We start from the raw sequence: 17,086 nt of genomic DNA, 5'->3' as shown, positions 1-17,086 counted from the left end.
ATTAGCGGGATTTGCTGGGCTTGCTAGGCTATAGTAAGAATCATAATATGACTGAGTTTATATTTAGTAAGACAATTAGCAAGATAATAAAAAACCACATCCGCTTAACGACAGAGGTGGTTTTTTATAACCGGGTTTCATGAGTAAGCTAACTAATAATTAACTGCTCTAAACTATCAGCCTGTTTTTGATCAGCAAGATTAGCCACCATTGAGAGGGCATGGGCTTGCTGGCGTGCAGGGTGGTTAGCTAGCAATTCATCCTTTGGAGTAGCAGCCGTGCCTTCACGTAGCCAATTATCAGCAGTATCACTAGGGTTGTGCGGCTGTTCATTTAGCTTGTACCAAGCTAAGTCATGGTGTAGCGCCACGACATCACCCATGATCAATAATGCTGGGGTTGGCAGTTGGTTTTTCTCTTGTAGCTCGTTGATTGTCGCCAGCGTTCCCGTTAGCACTTGCTGATTGGCCATACTGGCATTAGAGACGATAGCAATAGGGGTATCGCTACTGCGACCTGCTTCAATTAAGCCTTCGGTCAACCGTGCCAACGAATGCAGGCCCATATAGAACACGACGGTCTCATCAGTGTTAAGAAAGCTTTCAAAGTTATTATTAGGCGCGCCCGCTTTTAAGAAGCCAGTGACAAAACGTACTGACTGCGAATGATCACGATGAGTCAGTGGAATGCCAGCATAGCTAGCAGCGGCATTAGCGGCGGTGATACCGGGCACTACTTGATAAGGGATATTGTGCGCCCGTAAGCTCTCAATCTCTTCACCACCACGTCCGAAAATAAAGGGATCACCCCCTTTTAGCCGTACTACCCGCCGACCTTTTTTAGCCTCATTGACTAACAATTCATTAATACCAAGCTGTGCTACCGCATGATTGCTACGTTTTTTACCAACGAATACTTTATCAGCATCACGGCGGCAAAGGTCTAACACTTGCGGAGACACTAGAGCATCATAAAAGACGATGTCGGCTTGTTGCATTAAACGTAAGGCTTTAAAGGTTAATAACTCTGGATCACCAGGGCCGGCACCCACGATATAGACTTCACCTACTGGCTGCACAGCTTTAGTGGCTGGATGGCTATGACTGTCACCGTCACTGTGATGAACGCCATTATCTTCTAACCGTGAAGGGACGCTACTTGAGCTGGTTGTTTCGGCTGACGAATCAAAGTGTTGGTCAGACTGTTGAGGATCATTATTATCAATAGCCTTGCTACTAAGCAAACTGTCTTTAACAATCTGTGCTGCCGTACGGTCTAAGTCAGCTTGCAGTTGCGCTGCGGCTTGGATTTCATTACCAGCGAACATCAACTCACTAACTTGTCCTTCAAAGGCGCGCTCCCAAAACTGTCGACGGCCTGTCAAAGTTGGAATTTTGGTCTTAACTTCTGCGCGAAAGTCTCCAGCCAGCTTAGCCAGTTTGCCATAGCCTTGCGGAATTAGAGTCTCAAGTCTGGCACGTAATAAACGCGCTAATACCGGCGCTTTGCCGTTGGATGAGATACCAATCACAATCGGATTGCGATCGACGATAGCTGGGAAAATAAAATCACATAAATGCGGGGTATCAACGACGTTGACCGGAATATTAAGCTCAGTGGCATCAGCATGAACTTGATGATTGAGGGCTTCGTCATCGGTTCCAGCAATGATGACACGCGCGCCAGCCATATAAGATTTGTGATAGTTTTCAAATATTAACTGGTGCTGGCTTTCTGTTGCCGGCCTTTTATTATTGCTCAATAATGCTTGTAACTCAGGGCAAATGCTAGGCGCAAGGATAGTGATAGCAGCACCTGCACGGCTGAGCAAATCTGCTTTACGTAGAGCCACATCGCCGCCGCCGACGATAAGCACTTTGCGACCTGCTAATTTAAAAAACAGCGGAAAGGTATTCATAGTATTTAAAATTCACATTTTAATAGGATTTAATTTATATCGCTATTATGGAGCATAGCTGGCATAGGCTCATCTAGTGAATTGGCATTAGCATAGTCGTTATTGGGATATTAAAAGCGATTTTTGATGACAAAGGGAATAGCTAAGCTACAAAGAACCAGCGTAGATAAGGGGTGAGCACTGTATAGAACTATGTATTTTCAGCCCTAATCGACATAAAGAAGGGCATATTACGCTACTAGTAATATGCCCTGCTGGTTCAGCACAATGATTAAGCACAATGATTAAGCACAACGGTTAAGAAAAATTAGCTTAGATATATTTAAGCTGTAGCTTGTTCAGCCTCTTTTTTATCACTAGCTTGCTTAATTCTAGTCAAAATCTCTTTGATACCCGATGCTGGCATATAAGTTGGCACGGCGTAAGTATCGCTAACTTCTTTAGCTGCCGCTTTAGCCATGCTATCGAAATCACTAGTTTGCATGCCTTTGACTATCGGATCGATGTTCACAGTCGCTAGTAACTCTCTAACCTTAGCGATTAGGTTATCCGCTATGTCACCGTCACTACTACCTACCTTACCACTCTCAACGATACCGATTTTTTTCGCCAAAATTGCCAAGCGTTTTTCACTAGCTTTACGGTTTAGATCTAATACGTAGGGCAAGACAATAGCATTGGCACGACCATGAGGAATACCGTAATGTGCGCCTAATTGGTGAGCGATAGCATGAACGTAACCTAAACCAGCTTTGTTAAAAGCAATGCCACCGTAATGTGCGGCAATACCCATCTCTTCGCGAGCTTTTATATTGGTGCCATCCTTATAAGCTATAGGTAGATACTCCATCACCCCTTTAGTCGCAGACGCCGCATAGTAGTCCGTTTCAGCGCCAGCATTAACACTCATCCATGCCTCTAACGCATGAGTGAGCACATCGATACCAGTGTCAGCAGTGATATGCGGTGGCATACCTTGCATAATAGCTGGATCGATAGCGGCGGCCAACGGCACCATTTTTGGATCGATAGAAATGGCTTTTTGATGAGTCTTATCGTCAGATACTACGGCACCGATAGTTGCCTCTGAGCCAGTGCCCGCTGTGGTAGGGATGCAATATAATGGCATGCAAGGCTTACGGGCTTTGAATAATCCAATCAGCTGTTTTGGCTGACAGTTATTACCTTGACTCATAGCAATCATTTTTGCAGCATCAATGACTGAACCGCCACCGATAGCTAGCACAGCGTCGCAATTGGCATTTTTAGACTGGCGTAAACCGTCTTCAACTACTTTAAAAGTAGGATCAGGGGTGATGCCATCATAAATAACATACTCAATATTATTAGCTTGCAGATAGTCGGTAACTTTTGCCGGTACGCCAAGCTTATTAAGCACCGCATCAGTAACGATAAATACCTTAGTGCCACCTTCATTGATAATCATGTCGCACAGCTCATGACAAGACTTATCACCGACGAATAGTAGCGGTCGGGGCATAGGTATGACCATTGAAAATGCTTTTAGTACTTTAGCTCTCGTCTTAGCAACGGCTAAATAGCCGGCATGTTGCAAGGTGTCATTATTCATTATTTTAGAGATACTACTGCGGTTTTGGCTAGCCATAAAGGAATCCTTTTTTAATGCTGCGGTTAGTAGTAATAGCTGGCTATTGTTTTAGCTTATTATTTTAACTTATTGTGCCATTAAACTATGGCTAATGTGGTTATTAGTGCGGACTGATGTGTTCTTATGAAAATAGTTATAAGTTTTCATCAATTAACTGAGGTAAGCGGAGTTAAAACATCCCATAATCTTAGTATTAAAGTATTAAAGTATTAAAGTATTAAAGTATTAAAGTATTAAAGTATTAAAGGCAGTGACTATGAACTTTAGCAATGTTTTGATGATTTTAAAAAAGTCAGGCACTATTTTTGGGCTGATATTTGGCTTGCTGATCAGTACGCAAGCGCTAGCGGAATGTGAACTAGACGCAGGATATAAGCTGCCGCAAGGTGTTGAATTTGACGAATATTGCTCCTTTAGTGAAGGCCTAGCTCGTATTGTAAAAAATAGCAAATATGGCTTCGTTGACCGAAAAGGCATAATAAAAATTAAACCGGAATACGATTTATTAGAAGCTTTTGTCGAAGGTTTAGCCAGTATACATAACCACGAAAAATCAGGTTATATAGACACAAAAGGTGAAGTAATAATACCTTTTATCTACGATAGCACTTACCCGTTTAAAGAGGGCTTAGCTGTGGTTGAGATCGATAGCAAAAGAGGAGTTATTGATAAACAGGGACAAGTGATTATTCCAATAATATACGATGATTTAATTGGTTTTTCTGAAGGATTGTCTGCCGTAGAGATAAAGGGAAAGTATGGCTACATTGACATTAATAATAAACTGATTATCCCTTATGACTATGATTCTACTATTTCTTTTAAAGAGGGATTAGCGGCAGTTGAGAAAAATGAGAAGTTTGGATTTATTGATAGCTCAAATAATATCGTTATACCTATCGAGTATGATAGCGTAACTTGGTTTTCAGGTGCTTTAGCAGTCGTTAACCATGATAATAAGTTTATGATCATTGATAGATCAAATAGGGTAGTCAAAGAGTTGAATCATAGCGTGGTTTTCCCTTTTGTTAATGGATTAGCGCTTGTTTATAATAATGGTAAAGATAACCAAGGCAAACATGGATTTATTGATATAAAGGGAGAGATTAAAATCCCTCTAATATATGATGATATTCCTTTTGCCTATCCCTTTGCTGACGGCACGGCTCATGTGCAAAAAGATGGGGAGTGGTTCTACATCGATAGAGCAGGAAAACGATTAAAGTAATAAATTTTAAATAAAAAAAGCCTTTTCGTCATGAAAAGGCTTTTAGCGTTCAGTAATAGGGAAAACTTACAGCTGAGTATGCAAACCACATTCGCGATGCTCTTCTACTTTAGTAGGATCAAAGTAGTCAAACTCGTTTGGCAAATCATTTTCTTGAAGGTAAACATCTAGATCGGCGTCGGTTTTTTCAAACAGCGGTGCAACTTTTAACACCCCATCTTTAGACAAACTAAGCACATCAAGCCCTTGACGGAATTCGGTTTGATCTTTACGAATGGCGTTAAACCAAACGTCAGGCTTTAGCTCATTAAGCGCACGGCGAAATGGCTCAAGCTTCACTTGATCAGTGAACTCGTCATGGAGTGGATTATCAATCCCAGGAATACCTTGCATAGTGACGTCACGATGGGCAGAAGTTTGCTTAGGAATATAAGTGATGACGTTAAGGTTTAAGTCATTGATAACTTTATTAGCAAATTTATAAGTCGCGTCAGTGTTATAGCCTGAATCTACCCATAGTACAGTGATGTCTGGGCGCTGTTTGGCCACTAAGTGCAAAATCGCTGACTCATAAGGGCGGAAGTTGGTAGTGATAATTGGGTTCTTGGCTTGGCTTAGCGCCCATTCGACGATTTGCTCAGGTGACTTACCTTGTAGCTGTTGATTGGCTTGATCGATATCTAGACTAGGGTGTAGCTGACTCATTATATGATCCTTGATTTAGGGTAAATTAAAATTAATGGTTATTACTATAGATAATTTATGCTATTAAAATTAGTAGCTCGTTAATAGCAAAGTTAGTCATAAAAATAGGGTTTCTAAATAATCTAGCCATTAGCGAACATAGGCAAGGCAGCTGCATTTTGACCATCATAGCTACTAGCCAGCGCAGTAAAGGCTTGGCTTATATCTGATTTCAAGTCATGCGCGCTTAATACAAAGCTGTCAACTCCGACTCGTAATAGATAAGCAATTTGATCACGGCCAAAGGCACCAGCGATGCGAATCTCACCTTGATAGCCTAGTTGGCGTAAAGTTTGTACAAAACTAAAATCACGGCCATCAGCAAACAGCGGTACATGAATGACAATCAAGGCTTGTTGCAATAAAAACTCGCTCAATCCAGCTAATGCATCAGCATCCGTATTGGAGGTCAACCAGATGCCTAAGCGACTGCTATGATCAGCTAGCAACTCATAAACTTCATGCAGTAGACCACCTGCCAGCGCACCTTTGCTATCTAATAAGTCAGTCAGTGGCACTAATACGTCGAGTTTTTCTTGTTTGTGCAGCAGCTCAAATAAAGTCACGTGAGCCAAGGCAATACCGTCAGGCAGATCAGCGGTAGTTAGCGCTTGCCAGCGATCTTGGCCGCTAATATCGACCCCAGTGCTGTTGAAGATGTGATGATTACCCATAGACCTTCTCCTTGAATGGGGCAATGCCTACGCGATTAATCACTTCGCCAAAGCCCTCAACCTCGTTGTCACTATTAGCACGTATCTCAAGATAAACGTCTAAAATAGTCTGTAGAGTGCTAGCGACGTCAGAGGCTGGAACCGCTTTACCTAGTATTTTACCTAATTTGGCATCATCGCTAGAATTACCGCCCAAGCTGATTTGATACCAATGCTCGCCTTTTTTATCGACCCCTAAGATACCGATATCGCCAACATGGTGATGGGCACAAGCGTTCATACAGCCCGACATATTGAGACGTATATCACCTAAGTCATATAAGTAGTCAAGATCATTGAATTGTTTTTCAATTTGTTCAGCGATATTGTGAGTGGTAGCATTGGCAAGTGAGCAATAATCCCAGCCAGGGCAGACAATCATATCGGTTAAAGTATTGATGTTAGCGCGGGCTAAATGCAGCTTATCTAACTGCTGCCATAACTCATATAAGTGACTAACTTGTACGTCAGCGAATACCAGATTTTGCTGATACGTGCCACGTATCTCACCAAAGCTATATTGGTCAGACAAGTCAGCTAAGGCATCCATCTGCGTATCACTGACATCGCCGGAGGGCACATAGCGACCGTCGACTAAGCCGGCTTTTAGAGAGATCACTACCGCACGATAGCCGCCTATTTTATGAGCGACTGTATTTTGGGTGTACCAATTACTAAAATCTTTATTTTCACTCAGTAGCTTTTGCAGCTCAGACTGTACTTGTAGCGCATCAATTGCTACGTAATCAGGCGCACTAAAGAAGCTGCTAGCCGTGGCGAAGTTTTCTGCTGTCAATGTTAAAGCACCATCTTTAGTATGGGCTTGCCATTCAGTATCGACCAACTTAGCAAACTCACGGCCACCCATGCTCTCTACTAATATCTTGATACGAGCTTTATATTTATTATCACGGCGACCGTGCAAGTTATAGACCCGCAAAATAGCGTCTAGATAGCTCAGTAGATGCTCACGTGGTAAGAACTCATTGATCACTTTACCAATCACTGGCGTACGACCCAAACCACCGCCAACTATCACTTCAAAGCCAATCTCGCCGGCGTCATTGGTTTTCACATGTAAACCAACATCATGAACTTGGGTAGCAGCACGGTCATTCTCAGTACCGATAACCGCAATCTTAAACTTGCGGGGTAAAAAGGCAAACTCAGGATGAAAGGTTGACCACTGACGGATAATCTCACAATAAGGACGCGGATCAGCAATTTCTGCTTGATGAATACCAGCGTAAGGATCCGTAGTGGTATTGCGAATACAGTTGCCAGAAGTCTGAATGGCGTGCATCTGTACGGTCGCAAGCTCAGCTAAGATATCGGGTACATCTTCTAGTTTTGGCCAGTTAAGCTGGATATTAGTACGAGTGGTGAAGTGGCCATAGCCTTTGTCATATTTACGAGTGATTTCTGCCAATTTGCGCAATTGATAGCTGGCAAGCAGACCATAAGGAATGGCGATACGCAGCATAGGTGCATAGCGCTGAATATAGAGGCCATTCTGCAAACGCAGTGGCAAAAACTGCTCTTCTGGCAGCTCACCTTTTAAGAAGCGTTGAGTCTGATCGCGAAATTGGGCAACCCGTTCCTCAACCAAAGCTTGATCAGCATAATTATATTGATACATGACGTACTCTCAATTTCGAATTTTAGAATAAAAGGCAGTGTGCAATCGATACAAGCTTCACAGACAATAAGTTTATGAATGCAGGCTTTAGCAGTAATAGCTTTATAAGGGTATAAAATTTGCTAAATAGCTACTTCAAAAGTAGCTAATCCAAAAAAACAGCATCAGCAAAAACTAGATAAGTGCGTCTTCAATAGGGTGTCAAATTAACTTAGCTTCACATCATATAAGCTTACGACTCAAATTATAAATTCCTTTAAGTCATATCCATAGTAAAACACAGCATAAATTTTCATAACGAAAATTAGGTAGCCTATGTACATCTTCTATAGCCAATAGCATCATCTGAGCCATTATTGATCACTAGCCAGCTTTTACAGTCGCCCAATAGCGCTGTTTGAGATGCTGTGGTTAGTTTTATCTTCAGTGCTATCCCTACTATTATTATAATCGCCATCCAATTTAAGGTTCTAAAGACTACTATGACACAGCCTACAGCCGCTCAAAATTCGCAAACATCAACCGCAGTGCAGCATCCTAATCTAGTACCCCCGCATGGCAGTAGCGAGTTAAAGCCTTTATTATTAACTGGTGATGCTCGCACTCAAGCGCTACAACTGGCCAGCACTTTGCCACAGATAACCCTCAGCTCACGTGAGCGTGGTGATTTGATCATGCTAGGTATTGGCGGTTTTACTCCCCTTGATGGCTTTATGAATCAAGCCGATTGGCAAGGTGTAGTCGATAATATGCGCTTGCAAACAGGAGCTAATGCTGGCCTGTTTTGGCCTATTCCTATTACCTTATCTGCGCCAAAAACAATCGCTGATACTCTGAACAACGGCGATAAAGTGGCGCTAGTGGCGGAGGATGGCGAGATTATGGGGCTGTTAACAGTAGAAGAAACTTATACTATTGATAAGCTGCATGAGTGCCAGCAAGTCTTTACGACTACTGATAGTGAGCATCCGGGTGTACAGCAAGTGCTTAGCCAAGATGAAGTTAATATCGCCGGTCAAGTTGAGGTGTTGAGCGAAGGTGAGTTTCCAACGCTATATCCTGAAACATATAAAACCCCTGAGCAAACCCGCCAACTCCTTACCGATAAAGGCTGGAAAACGGTTGCAGCCTTCCAAACTCGTAACCCTATGCATCGCTCGCATGAGTATTTAGCTAAGATTGCCATTGAGATTTGTGATGGGGTATTAGTGCATTCACTGTTAGGAGCGCTTAAGCCCGGTGATATTCCAGCTGAAGTACGTCAAGAGGCGATCAAGGCTTTGATTGACAACTATTTTAAAGCGGATACCGTTATCCAGGCCGGCTATCCACTAGATATGCGCTATGCTGGGCCACGTGAAGCTTTATTACATGCGCTCTTTCGCCAAAACTATGGCTGTAGTCATCTGATCGTTGGTCGTGACCATGCTGGTGTTGGCGATTATTACGGGGCTTTTGATGCGCAAACCATCTTTGAGAAGTTAGAAAAAGACGACTTATTAACCCAGCCATTAAAGATTGATTGGACGTTTTGGTGTAACGCTTGTGGGGCGATGGCCTCAAGTAAAACTTGTCCGCATGATGCAAGCCAACATGTCAAAGTATCAGGGACCAAACTGCGTAAAGCGTTATCAGAAGATGAAGAAGTACCTGATAACTTCAGCCGCCCTGAAGTGTTGGATATTTTACGTAGCTACTATGCCAGTATTGCCCTTGAGGAACGTACTGAAGTTAAGCTAGTAGGGGCTTCTGCGTTATAATTTAACGAAACTTATTACAGCCTAAAGCATAAAAAAGGTGTCAGACTTAACATTTGACACCTTTTTTTGGTTATAGATTTGCCTAGCTATAAGTTAGCTAACGGCCAAACTCCCAGTAAGCTTTTGATAATCACCGGCCAAAGTAGCGCCCCCTGAGCAGAAGTAATTGAGTGCCCGTTTATCTTCACTATCAATAGTAAGCTGCCCGTCTTTAAACTGCAAAAAAACCAGGCTGTCATTAGCTATAGTCTGGAAAATAATGCCATGAGCATTGTCCTGACCCATCAAAGTAGCTTGGCCTTCATAGCTACAGCTCGCCTGCTTAATATCGGTACGGGCACGTACCTTTATATTGATTGCTTCGCTACCATTGGCGCTTATCATCACCGCAACCCAGTCGTACCCTTGGGCTCGTTGGGCATAGCCTGCAGAAACATAATCACCTAGTGCCACTTGCACCGCTGGAGACAGGGTGGTTTGGGCTTGCGCAGCAGACTGCATAGCTGGCTTGACCACAGTAGAGGTTGCAGTACTTTGCAGAGTGGGAGAAACATTATTACAAGCGCTTAATGCAGTGAGAGCAGTAGCAGCCAAAATAAGCCCAATGACTGATGAAGATAATGATGAAGCTAACGATAGAGTTTTGATCATATAAATGCCCTGCTAAACGTAAGAATAGCTCGTCTGTAAGTGGTGGAAGGTAGCTATAAAACTTAGTTGTGATGCTGATTGATTAAAGATGAATAGTTATAACCCCTTCATTAAATACAGTCGTTAACAAGCGCTGGTTAAACTTTGCTATTAATCAAGCTTATTCAAGACAATTATAAAGCCATAGCCTTCATTATAAGCTATCTGAGAGCTAGTTTATCAGCTTATTGAATAACGACTATACAAACTAGAATAATGAAGGATATCTAACAGTATCCTTATGCCAAGTTAATAAATTGATACGCATTTTTGTCACTAAGAGTAATGCAGACAAGCTGCTAGCATAGCCTCTATGGTTCATAGCGTCATTACGCCTTGTCCTGTATGTGTATCTTTTAATTTATCCTCTAGTAATAATTTTAATAAAAACAGTTCAATGAATTTACAACATAAATCTAACTTATAGAGAATGACCATGCAATCTGCCATTAAAGCGCTTAACGTATTAAGCCATGCTAATAAATCTTTAAAATCTAATCAGAGCAGTATTTTACCGCGCATACTGATGGCAAGTGGAGCACTGACAATGGCAGTGCTCGTTACCGGCTGTAACCAGACTCAAGGTGCCAAAGACGATAAGGCGGCAAGTGAGACTAATGCTACGGCAGATAAAAACCAAGATATCAGCTTACTCAACGTCTCTTACGATGTATCACGCGACTTTTATAAGGAATATAACCCTCTATTTACTAGTGCTTATAAGGCTCAGTTCCCAGATAGTACTGTTGATATCAAGCAATCGCATGGTGGCGCTAGTAAGCAGGCACTATCGGTTGCCAATGGTTTGCAGGCTGATGTAGTGACCTTGAATCAAGAAAGCGATATGAATATGCTGGTTGAGAAAGGCTTAGTTAAGGCCGATTGGCGCCAAGCTTTCCCTGATAATGCGGTCCCTTATACGACTACTATGATACTGCTGGTTCGTAAAGGCAATCCAAAGCAGATCAAAGACTGGCAGGATTTAGCAAGATCTGATGTCGAAGTTGTTATGCCCAACCCTAAGACTAGTGGCACCGCTAGATATGCCTTTTTAGGGGCTTATGGCGCCGCATTGCATCAATTTAAGGAGCCAGTCAATCAACCGCAAAAGACCGACGACTTTATGAAAAAAGTGTTGGGAAATGTGGTTACTTATGACAACGGCGCGCGCGCAGCAACTACTAGCTTTACTCAGCGTGGTCTCGGTGATGTGCTAATCACTACTGAAAATGAGGCGCATTTGGTAGCAACGCAGCATGCCAAAGGTCAAGTCGAGGTTATTTATCCTAGCTACTCAATTACTATCCATAATCCTGTTGCTGTGGTCAGTGCTGTGACTGACAAAAAAGGTTCCACTAAAGCAGCAACCACTTATCTGCAAGCGCTTTGGGATAAACCTGCTCAAGAATTAATGGCTAAGATGTATTTGCGACCTAGCGATAAAAAGATTTTAGCTGCTCATGCAGGTACCTTACAAAATATTCAAACCTTTGAGCCCGTTGAAGTTTTTGGTGAATGGGATAGCATCATGGATAAGTTTTTTGTAGATGGTGCGCTGTTTGATAAGCTAGCCGTGCAACCAAAAAAATAACGATTAGTCTCAATTGATCTCTAGTCAAACAGCTACAGTACTACCGATGGAATAGATAAGTGTAATGACGACCTGAGTCCTTCTATGCACTCAGGAGCGCATAAAGACACTTTGATATTCCATTTTGGCAGAAACATACGCATATTCATCATTAAAGATAATAAGCTGACGCTGGTAGCATACCTGCATTACTTAACAAACATCTTTGAGGCCGTTATGACATCTAATACAGCAAGCTATCAGCACAAAAAAAAGACCCTGAGCACCTTAAGTATTGCAGGTGTAGCGCTTAGCCTCGGACTTGCTGGCTGTAGCAATAATGATAAAGTCGATACGGCTGCCAAGACTGATGGCGCGTCAACTGCGACTCAAAATATTGAGCTGTTAAACGTCTCTTATGATGTAGCACGTGACTTTTATAAAGACTATAACCCTTTGTTTATCGAACACTATAAAGCTGAAAACCCAGATGTAAATATCACTGTCAACCAGTCTCATGGGGGTTCAAGCAAGCAAGCCTTGTCAGTTGCTAATGGACTACAAGCAGATGTCGCTACTATGAATCAAGGTTCAGATATTGAGTTACTTGAGCAAAAAGGCTTAGTAGCTAGTGACTGGGAAGGGCAGTTTCCTGATAATGCCGTGCCTTTTACTAGTACTATCGTCTTCTTAGTGCGTAAAGATAATCCAAAAAACATCAAGGATTGGGAAGATTTGACTAAACCGGGTGTCGAAATTGTAATGGCCAATCCAAAAGTCACTGGTAATGGTCGCTATGCTTTCTTAGGCGCTTATGGTTACGGTCTGCATGCTTTTAATAAGGATGAAGCCAAAACTAAAAGCTACGTTAAAGACATGCTCAAAAACGTAAAAGTTTATGAAAGTGGTGGTCGTGCGGCTACTACTACCTTTGTTCAACGTGGTATTGGTGATGTATTAGTCACTTTTGAGAATGAAGCCAACCTTGCCGCTACCCAATTTGGCGTAGGCAAAGTAGACATCATTTATCCTAAATACTCTATCAAGTCAGAAAGCCCCGTTGCTATCGTTAACAGTGTGACTGATAAAAAAGGCACTACTGCTGCCGCAAAAGCTTATCTTGACTATTTATGGAGCGAGCCGGCTCAGCAATTAGCTGCCGATCTTTACTTACGTCCAAGTGTTAAAAGCGTGCTAGATAAAAACGGTGATAAATTGCCAGCAATCGAAACTTTCCGTCCAAATGATACCTTTGGCTCATGGGATGAGATTATGGGTACTTTCTTTAGTGACGGCGGTGTGTTTGATAAGTTAGCGGTGAACGCCCCGCAGTAGATTTTAAACAGCCGGTCAATAGTCTTATTCTAAAAACAGCATTGCTGCAAAAATAGAATAAACCCCCTAAAGGACATGGCCACTCGCGCTATGTCCTTTATACCGTAAGCATACTAATAATAAACTTGATATACATGGTGTTGACAATAAGTACCATCAGATAGGCAACAGGACATTACTATGAGTGCAACTAGATCTTCGGCCAACAAACCTAGTCACAAAAGGGGCTGGCTGACACGTCTGCGCCAACGCAATGTGCTGCCAGGTTTTGGGCTGAGCATGGGCATCACAGTGTTTAGCTTATCGTTATTGGTGGTATTACCCTTTGCGATGATGGCTTATACCACCACTCAGATGGGTTGGACGGGTTTTTGGTCAACTATTAGTCAGCCGCAAGTCGCCGCCGCTATTAAGCTAAGCTTATGGATGTCGTTTTTAGCCATGTTAACCAATATGGTATTCGGTACTTTAGTGGCGTGGGTATTAGTACGTTATGAGTTCTGGGGCAAATCTTTAATCAACGCTTTAGTGGATCTACCCTTTGCGCTCCCGACCGCCGTTACGGGTATCTCCCTTGCTACGCTTTATGCACCAAATGGTCTTATTGGTCAATGGTTTGATAAAGTTGGTATTCAAGTGGCATTCACGCCGATAGGGATATGGCTAGCGCTAGTTGTGGTGAGCTTTCCATTCATTGTCCGCGCTGTACAGCCGGTACTAGCAGAGTTGTCAGTTGAGTTTGAAGAGGCTGCTGCGGTACTAGGTGCCAACCGCTTTGAAACTTTTCAAAAAGTAATATTACCAGAGCTGTTGCCAGCATTATTAATGGGTGCAGGTATGATGTTTGCCCGGGCTACTGGTGAGTACGGTTCTGTTATTTTTATTGCCGGTAATATACCGATGGAATCTGAGATTTTACCTATTATTATCATCAGTAAGCTTGAGCAATTTGATATTCAAGGTGCATCGGCAGTAGCGTTATTTATGCTGCTGATCTCCTTTGTTATCTTATTAACGATCAATATAGTGCAGTGGAAACTGTCACGCCGCGTAGGAGCTCGCTAAGATGCAAATAGCCAATAGCTACGATTATCAAAGCAATCCTGCGACCAAAGATACGCCATGGATTAGACGTCTATTTATTACTATTGCTGTCTTATTTATGATTATCATGTTGGTTTTTCCGCTACTTGCGGTGTTCTACGAAGCCCTTAAAAATGGTTGGGCATTGTATGTTGCTTCTCTTGTAGAGCCTGAAGCCTTACAAGCTATTAAGCTGACCTTAATTACTGCGGCTATTGTAGTACCGATTAATATGGTGATGGGGGTGGCAATTGCTTGGTTAGTCACTCGTTACCAATTTAAAGGTAAGCAGCTAGTCACCACTTTACTTGATTTACCCTTTTCAGTGTCACCAGTAGTTGCAGGGCTAATGTTTATCTTGCTATTCGGTCTTAACTCTCCTATCGGCGGCTGGCTCGAAGGCATGGGGTTCCAAGTTATTTTTGCAGTGCCTGGGATTATTTTAGCCACTTTATTCGTCACTTTTCCCTTTGTAGCACGTGAGCTGATACCTTTGATGCAATCTCAAGGTGATTCTGAGGAACAAGCCGCTTTGACACTAGGCGCTAGCGGTTGGCAGACATTCTGGCATATTACTTTGCCTAATATTAAGTGGGCCTTGTTATATGGGTTGATTTTGACTAATGCGCGAGCTATGGGTGAGTTTGGTGCGGTGAGTGTAGTATCCGGTCACATCCGCGGTGAGACTAACACTATGCCGCTGTTGGTAGAGATTGCTTATAATGATTATAACTTTACTGCCGCTTTTGCTTTATCGAGTATATTGGCAGCCTTAGCCTTAGTGACGTTATTAGTTCAGCAAGTCATGACCAACCTGCAAGATCGTAAATTTGCTAAATCTGAGCGTTTAGTTAGTGCGCCTGAGTTACCAGTAAGCGCCAATGCGACCGTTGATTTAAAGAGTCCTACTGACTCCCAGAAGTAGTTAACGGCCTAGTCAGCTACCCGTATAAATGAGTGGCAGGCATGACTAAAGACTATGACTTAACAAACCTAAGAATAGCAACTGATATGAGTATTGAAACATGAGTATTGAAATTAGAAATGTGAATAAAAGCTTTGGTGACTTCAATGCGCTAAACGACATTAATATCACTGTGCCTACGGGCAAGCTAACCACGCTATTAGGTCCTTCAGGCTGTGGTAAAACGACTTTGCTACGTATTATTGCTGGACTTGAATACGCCGACTCTGGACAGATATTATTCGATGAGCTTGAGGTGACTAATACTCCAGTACAAAAGCGTAATATCGGCTTTATGTTTCAGCATTATGCATTATTTCGTCATAAAAATATCGCTGATAACGTCGCCTTTGGGCTGACACTACTGCCAAAAGCTGAGCGACCTAATAAGGCAGATATTAACAAGCGAGTAGCGGAGCTGTTGGAGTTAGTACAACTGCCGCAAGTGGCCAATGCCTATCCACATCAATTGTCTGGCGGTCAACGTCAACGTATTGCTCTAGCACGTGCCTTAGCTGTAAAACCTAAGTTGTTGCTATTGGATGAGCCGTTTGGCGCGCTCGATGCCAAAGTGCGTAAAGAGCTGCGTAGTTGGCTGAAGAATATTCATCACGAGCTAGGAATTACTAGCATTATGGTTACTCATGATCAAGAAGAGGCCCGTGCGGTGTCCGATGAAATTGTAGTTATGAATCATGGCCGTGTTGAGCAAGTAGGCACCTCAGAAGAGCTGATTCATAACCCTACTAACGCCTTTGTCAGCGACTTCCTAGACATAGTATAATTTAAACTATGTTTAACGGTAGTCTTTAATAGAAACTGTTAATAAAAACTATCGAGCACAACCTGATTCCTAACAAAAAAGACCTAATCTATTAGGTCTTTTTTGTTAGCTGCCATCACAACAAATAGATAGCTATTGGTCACTCATGATATCTTGTTGTTCTGATAACGCTTGATAAGTGGTCTGTAATATATTTTGACACCAATCAGGCAAGTCATCAGACATCTCATACCACATCCAAGTACCTTCTCGAACGGCATTTAAGATACCCAGTTTTTTGAGATGGTTTAAGTGTCTTGATATCATTGGCTGTGGCTGCTCAAGCATCTCGACTAATTCACCAACACAACGAGCCTGTTTTTGGAACAAGATTTGGAATAGTTTCAAGCGAGTAGGATCAGACAGTACTTTAAACAACTCAATAGGTTGTATGGTCAACTCAGTAGGTTGTACCGTAAAGTTATTGTCAGACATAGAGTATCTCCAAATGTATTTTTCAACCTGCATATGCGTTTCATTTTAGTTGCCATAACCATTACAAATCAACCCGACAATCGATAATTGAACTGGCAAGTCATTGAGAGATTAGCCACTATATATCTAGTAAAATATCTAGTAAATAGGGGCATCAATCGTCATGGTAATAAACGATATATTGACTACTTTTGAGCTCAAAAGAGCATCAATGGGCAGTGTAAGCCGTTGCAACGATTAATAGGCCACCTAATATAGCAAATTCTGCAGCCAATTATTATTAAGTTTCGCAATTTTAGCAAATTTATTACCATTCATCATATTATTGTTACCTTTCATCGACTAAAAACCTTCTATTCTCACATAAAAGAATATTAGTAACACATCATCTTAATAATAGGTAGCGAATGGTGGCAACGATTTAGAGTTAGTATTGATTGTAGAGGGCGATAGTTGATTTCATTTAAATAATCAATCATAAACACCGTGCTGATTCAATTAGCTAAAAGCTATTGTAAATAGTAATAGTTATCGTTATTATAAAATTATTGGGA

14 protein-coding genes are annotated in these 17,086 nt (G+C 42.1%); 7 read left to right on the top strand and 7 right to left on the bottom strand.

Annotated features, from left to right (window positions below; all coding sequences use genetic code 11):
- Nucleotides 1–148: 148 nt before the first annotated feature.
- Nucleotides 149–1,918, bottom strand: a complete 1,770-nt coding sequence (gene cobA / locus KZA12_RS06555) for a uroporphyrinogen-III C-methyltransferase (protein ID WP_218689666.1) — start codon at nucleotides 1,916–1,918, stop codon at nucleotides 149–151.
- 322 nt (nucleotides 1,919–2,240) lie between these two features.
- Complete coding sequence (locus KZA12_RS06550; RefSeq protein ID WP_218689665.1) at nucleotides 2,241–3,545, bottom strand: iron-containing alcohol dehydrogenase; 1,305 nt, start codon at nucleotides 3,543–3,545, stop codon at nucleotides 2,241–2,243.
- A 259-nt stretch (nucleotides 3,546–3,804) separates the two neighbouring features.
- Here KZA12_RS06550 and KZA12_RS06545 point away from each other — a divergent pair, with 259 nt between their 5' ends.
- Complete coding sequence (locus tag KZA12_RS06545; RefSeq protein ID WP_218689664.1) at nucleotides 3,805–4,776, top strand: WG repeat-containing protein; 972 nt, start codon at nucleotides 3,805–3,807, stop codon at nucleotides 4,774–4,776.
- A 66-nt stretch (nucleotides 4,777–4,842) separates the two neighbouring features.
- Here the strand turns inward: KZA12_RS06545 and KZA12_RS06540 are convergent, their stop codons facing one another.
- The 3 genes from KZA12_RS06540 to KZA12_RS06530 all read right to left on the bottom strand — a co-directional run bounded on the left by KZA12_RS06540 (nucleotide 4,843) and on the right by KZA12_RS06530 (nucleotide 7,872).
- The gene (locus tag KZA12_RS06540; protein ID WP_218689663.1) at nucleotides 4,843–5,481 is read right to left on the bottom strand and encodes a phosphoadenosine phosphosulfate reductase family protein; all 639 of its coding nucleotides are present in this window, start codon (nucleotides 5,479–5,481) and stop codon (nucleotides 4,843–4,845) included.
- A gap of 122 nt (nucleotides 5,482–5,603) precedes the next feature.
- Entirely contained in the window at nucleotides 5,604–6,194 is a 591-nt protein-coding gene (locus KZA12_RS06535; RefSeq protein ID WP_218689662.1) for a DUF934 domain-containing protein, read from the bottom strand.
- A complete protein-coding gene (locus KZA12_RS06530) occupies nucleotides 6,187–7,872 on the bottom strand; it encodes a nitrite/sulfite reductase (protein ID WP_218689661.1) in 1,686 nt (561 codons plus the stop codon). Before KZA12_RS06530 ends, KZA12_RS06535 begins: the two co-directional genes overlap by 8 nt.
- A gap of 482 nt (nucleotides 7,873–8,354) precedes the next feature.
- Between KZA12_RS06530 and sat the strand changes: the two genes are divergently transcribed.
- Nucleotides 8,355–9,632, top strand: a complete 1,278-nt coding sequence (gene sat, locus KZA12_RS06525) for a sulfate adenylyltransferase (RefSeq protein WP_218689660.1) — start codon at nucleotides 8,355–8,357, stop codon at nucleotides 9,630–9,632.
- 93 nt (nucleotides 9,633–9,725) lie between these two features.
- Here sat and KZA12_RS06520 read toward each other — a convergent pair whose 3' ends face one another.
- Nucleotides 9,726–10,283 (bottom strand): hypothetical protein, encoded by a 558-nt coding sequence (locus tag KZA12_RS06520; protein ID WP_218689659.1) that lies wholly within the window; start codon nucleotides 10,281–10,283, stop codon nucleotides 9,726–9,728.
- Nucleotides 10,284–10,758: 475 nt separating this feature from the next.
- On the opposite strand from KZA12_RS06520, the gene KZA12_RS06515 reads away from it, so the two are divergent.
- From KZA12_RS06515 to KZA12_RS06495, 5 genes are all read left to right on the top strand, one after another.
- Nucleotides 10,759–11,913 carry a sulfate ABC transporter substrate-binding protein gene (locus KZA12_RS06515; RefSeq protein WP_218689658.1) on the top strand — a complete coding sequence of 385 codons (1,155 nt, stop codon included), beginning with the start codon at nucleotides 10,759–10,761 and terminating at the stop codon, nucleotides 11,911–11,913.
- Between the two features lie 216 nt (nucleotides 11,914–12,129).
- Nucleotides 12,130–13,227, top strand: coding sequence for a sulfate ABC transporter substrate-binding protein (locus tag KZA12_RS06510; RefSeq protein WP_201622005.1), 1,098 nt, complete (start codon nucleotides 12,130–12,132; stop codon nucleotides 13,225–13,227).
- A gap of 180 nt (nucleotides 13,228–13,407) precedes the next feature.
- Complete coding sequence (gene cysT / locus KZA12_RS06505; RefSeq protein WP_201622004.1) at nucleotides 13,408–14,292, top strand: sulfate ABC transporter permease subunit CysT; 885 nt, start codon at nucleotides 13,408–13,410, stop codon at nucleotides 14,290–14,292.
- Nucleotide 14,293: 1 nt separating this feature from the next.
- Nucleotides 14,294–15,235, top strand: a complete 942-nt coding sequence (cysW, locus tag KZA12_RS06500) for a sulfate ABC transporter permease subunit CysW (RefSeq protein WP_218689657.1) — start codon at nucleotides 14,294–14,296, stop codon at nucleotides 15,233–15,235.
- Between the two features lie 100 nt (nucleotides 15,236–15,335).
- A complete protein-coding gene (locus KZA12_RS06495; protein ID WP_201622002.1) occupies nucleotides 15,336–16,058 on the top strand; it encodes a sulfate/molybdate ABC transporter ATP-binding protein in 723 nt (240 codons plus the stop codon).
- Nucleotides 16,059–16,190: 132 nt separating this feature from the next.
- On the opposite strand, the gene KZA12_RS06490 is transcribed toward KZA12_RS06495, so the two are convergent.
- The gene (locus KZA12_RS06490; protein WP_218689656.1) at nucleotides 16,191–16,532 is read right to left on the bottom strand and encodes a metalloregulator ArsR/SmtB family transcription factor; all 342 of its coding nucleotides are present in this window, start codon (nucleotides 16,530–16,532) and stop codon (nucleotides 16,191–16,193) included.
- Nucleotides 16,533–17,086 lie beyond the last annotated feature (554 nt).

The sequence above is a fragment of the Psychrobacter sp. BF1 genome, assembly GCF_019279065.1.
Taxonomy (GTDB): domain Bacteria; phylum Pseudomonadota; class Gammaproteobacteria; order Pseudomonadales; family Moraxellaceae; genus Psychrobacter; species Psychrobacter urativorans.
The sequence above is the reverse complement of the archived record's forward strand: the minus strand, read 5'-3'. Positions and strand labels throughout refer to the sequence as shown.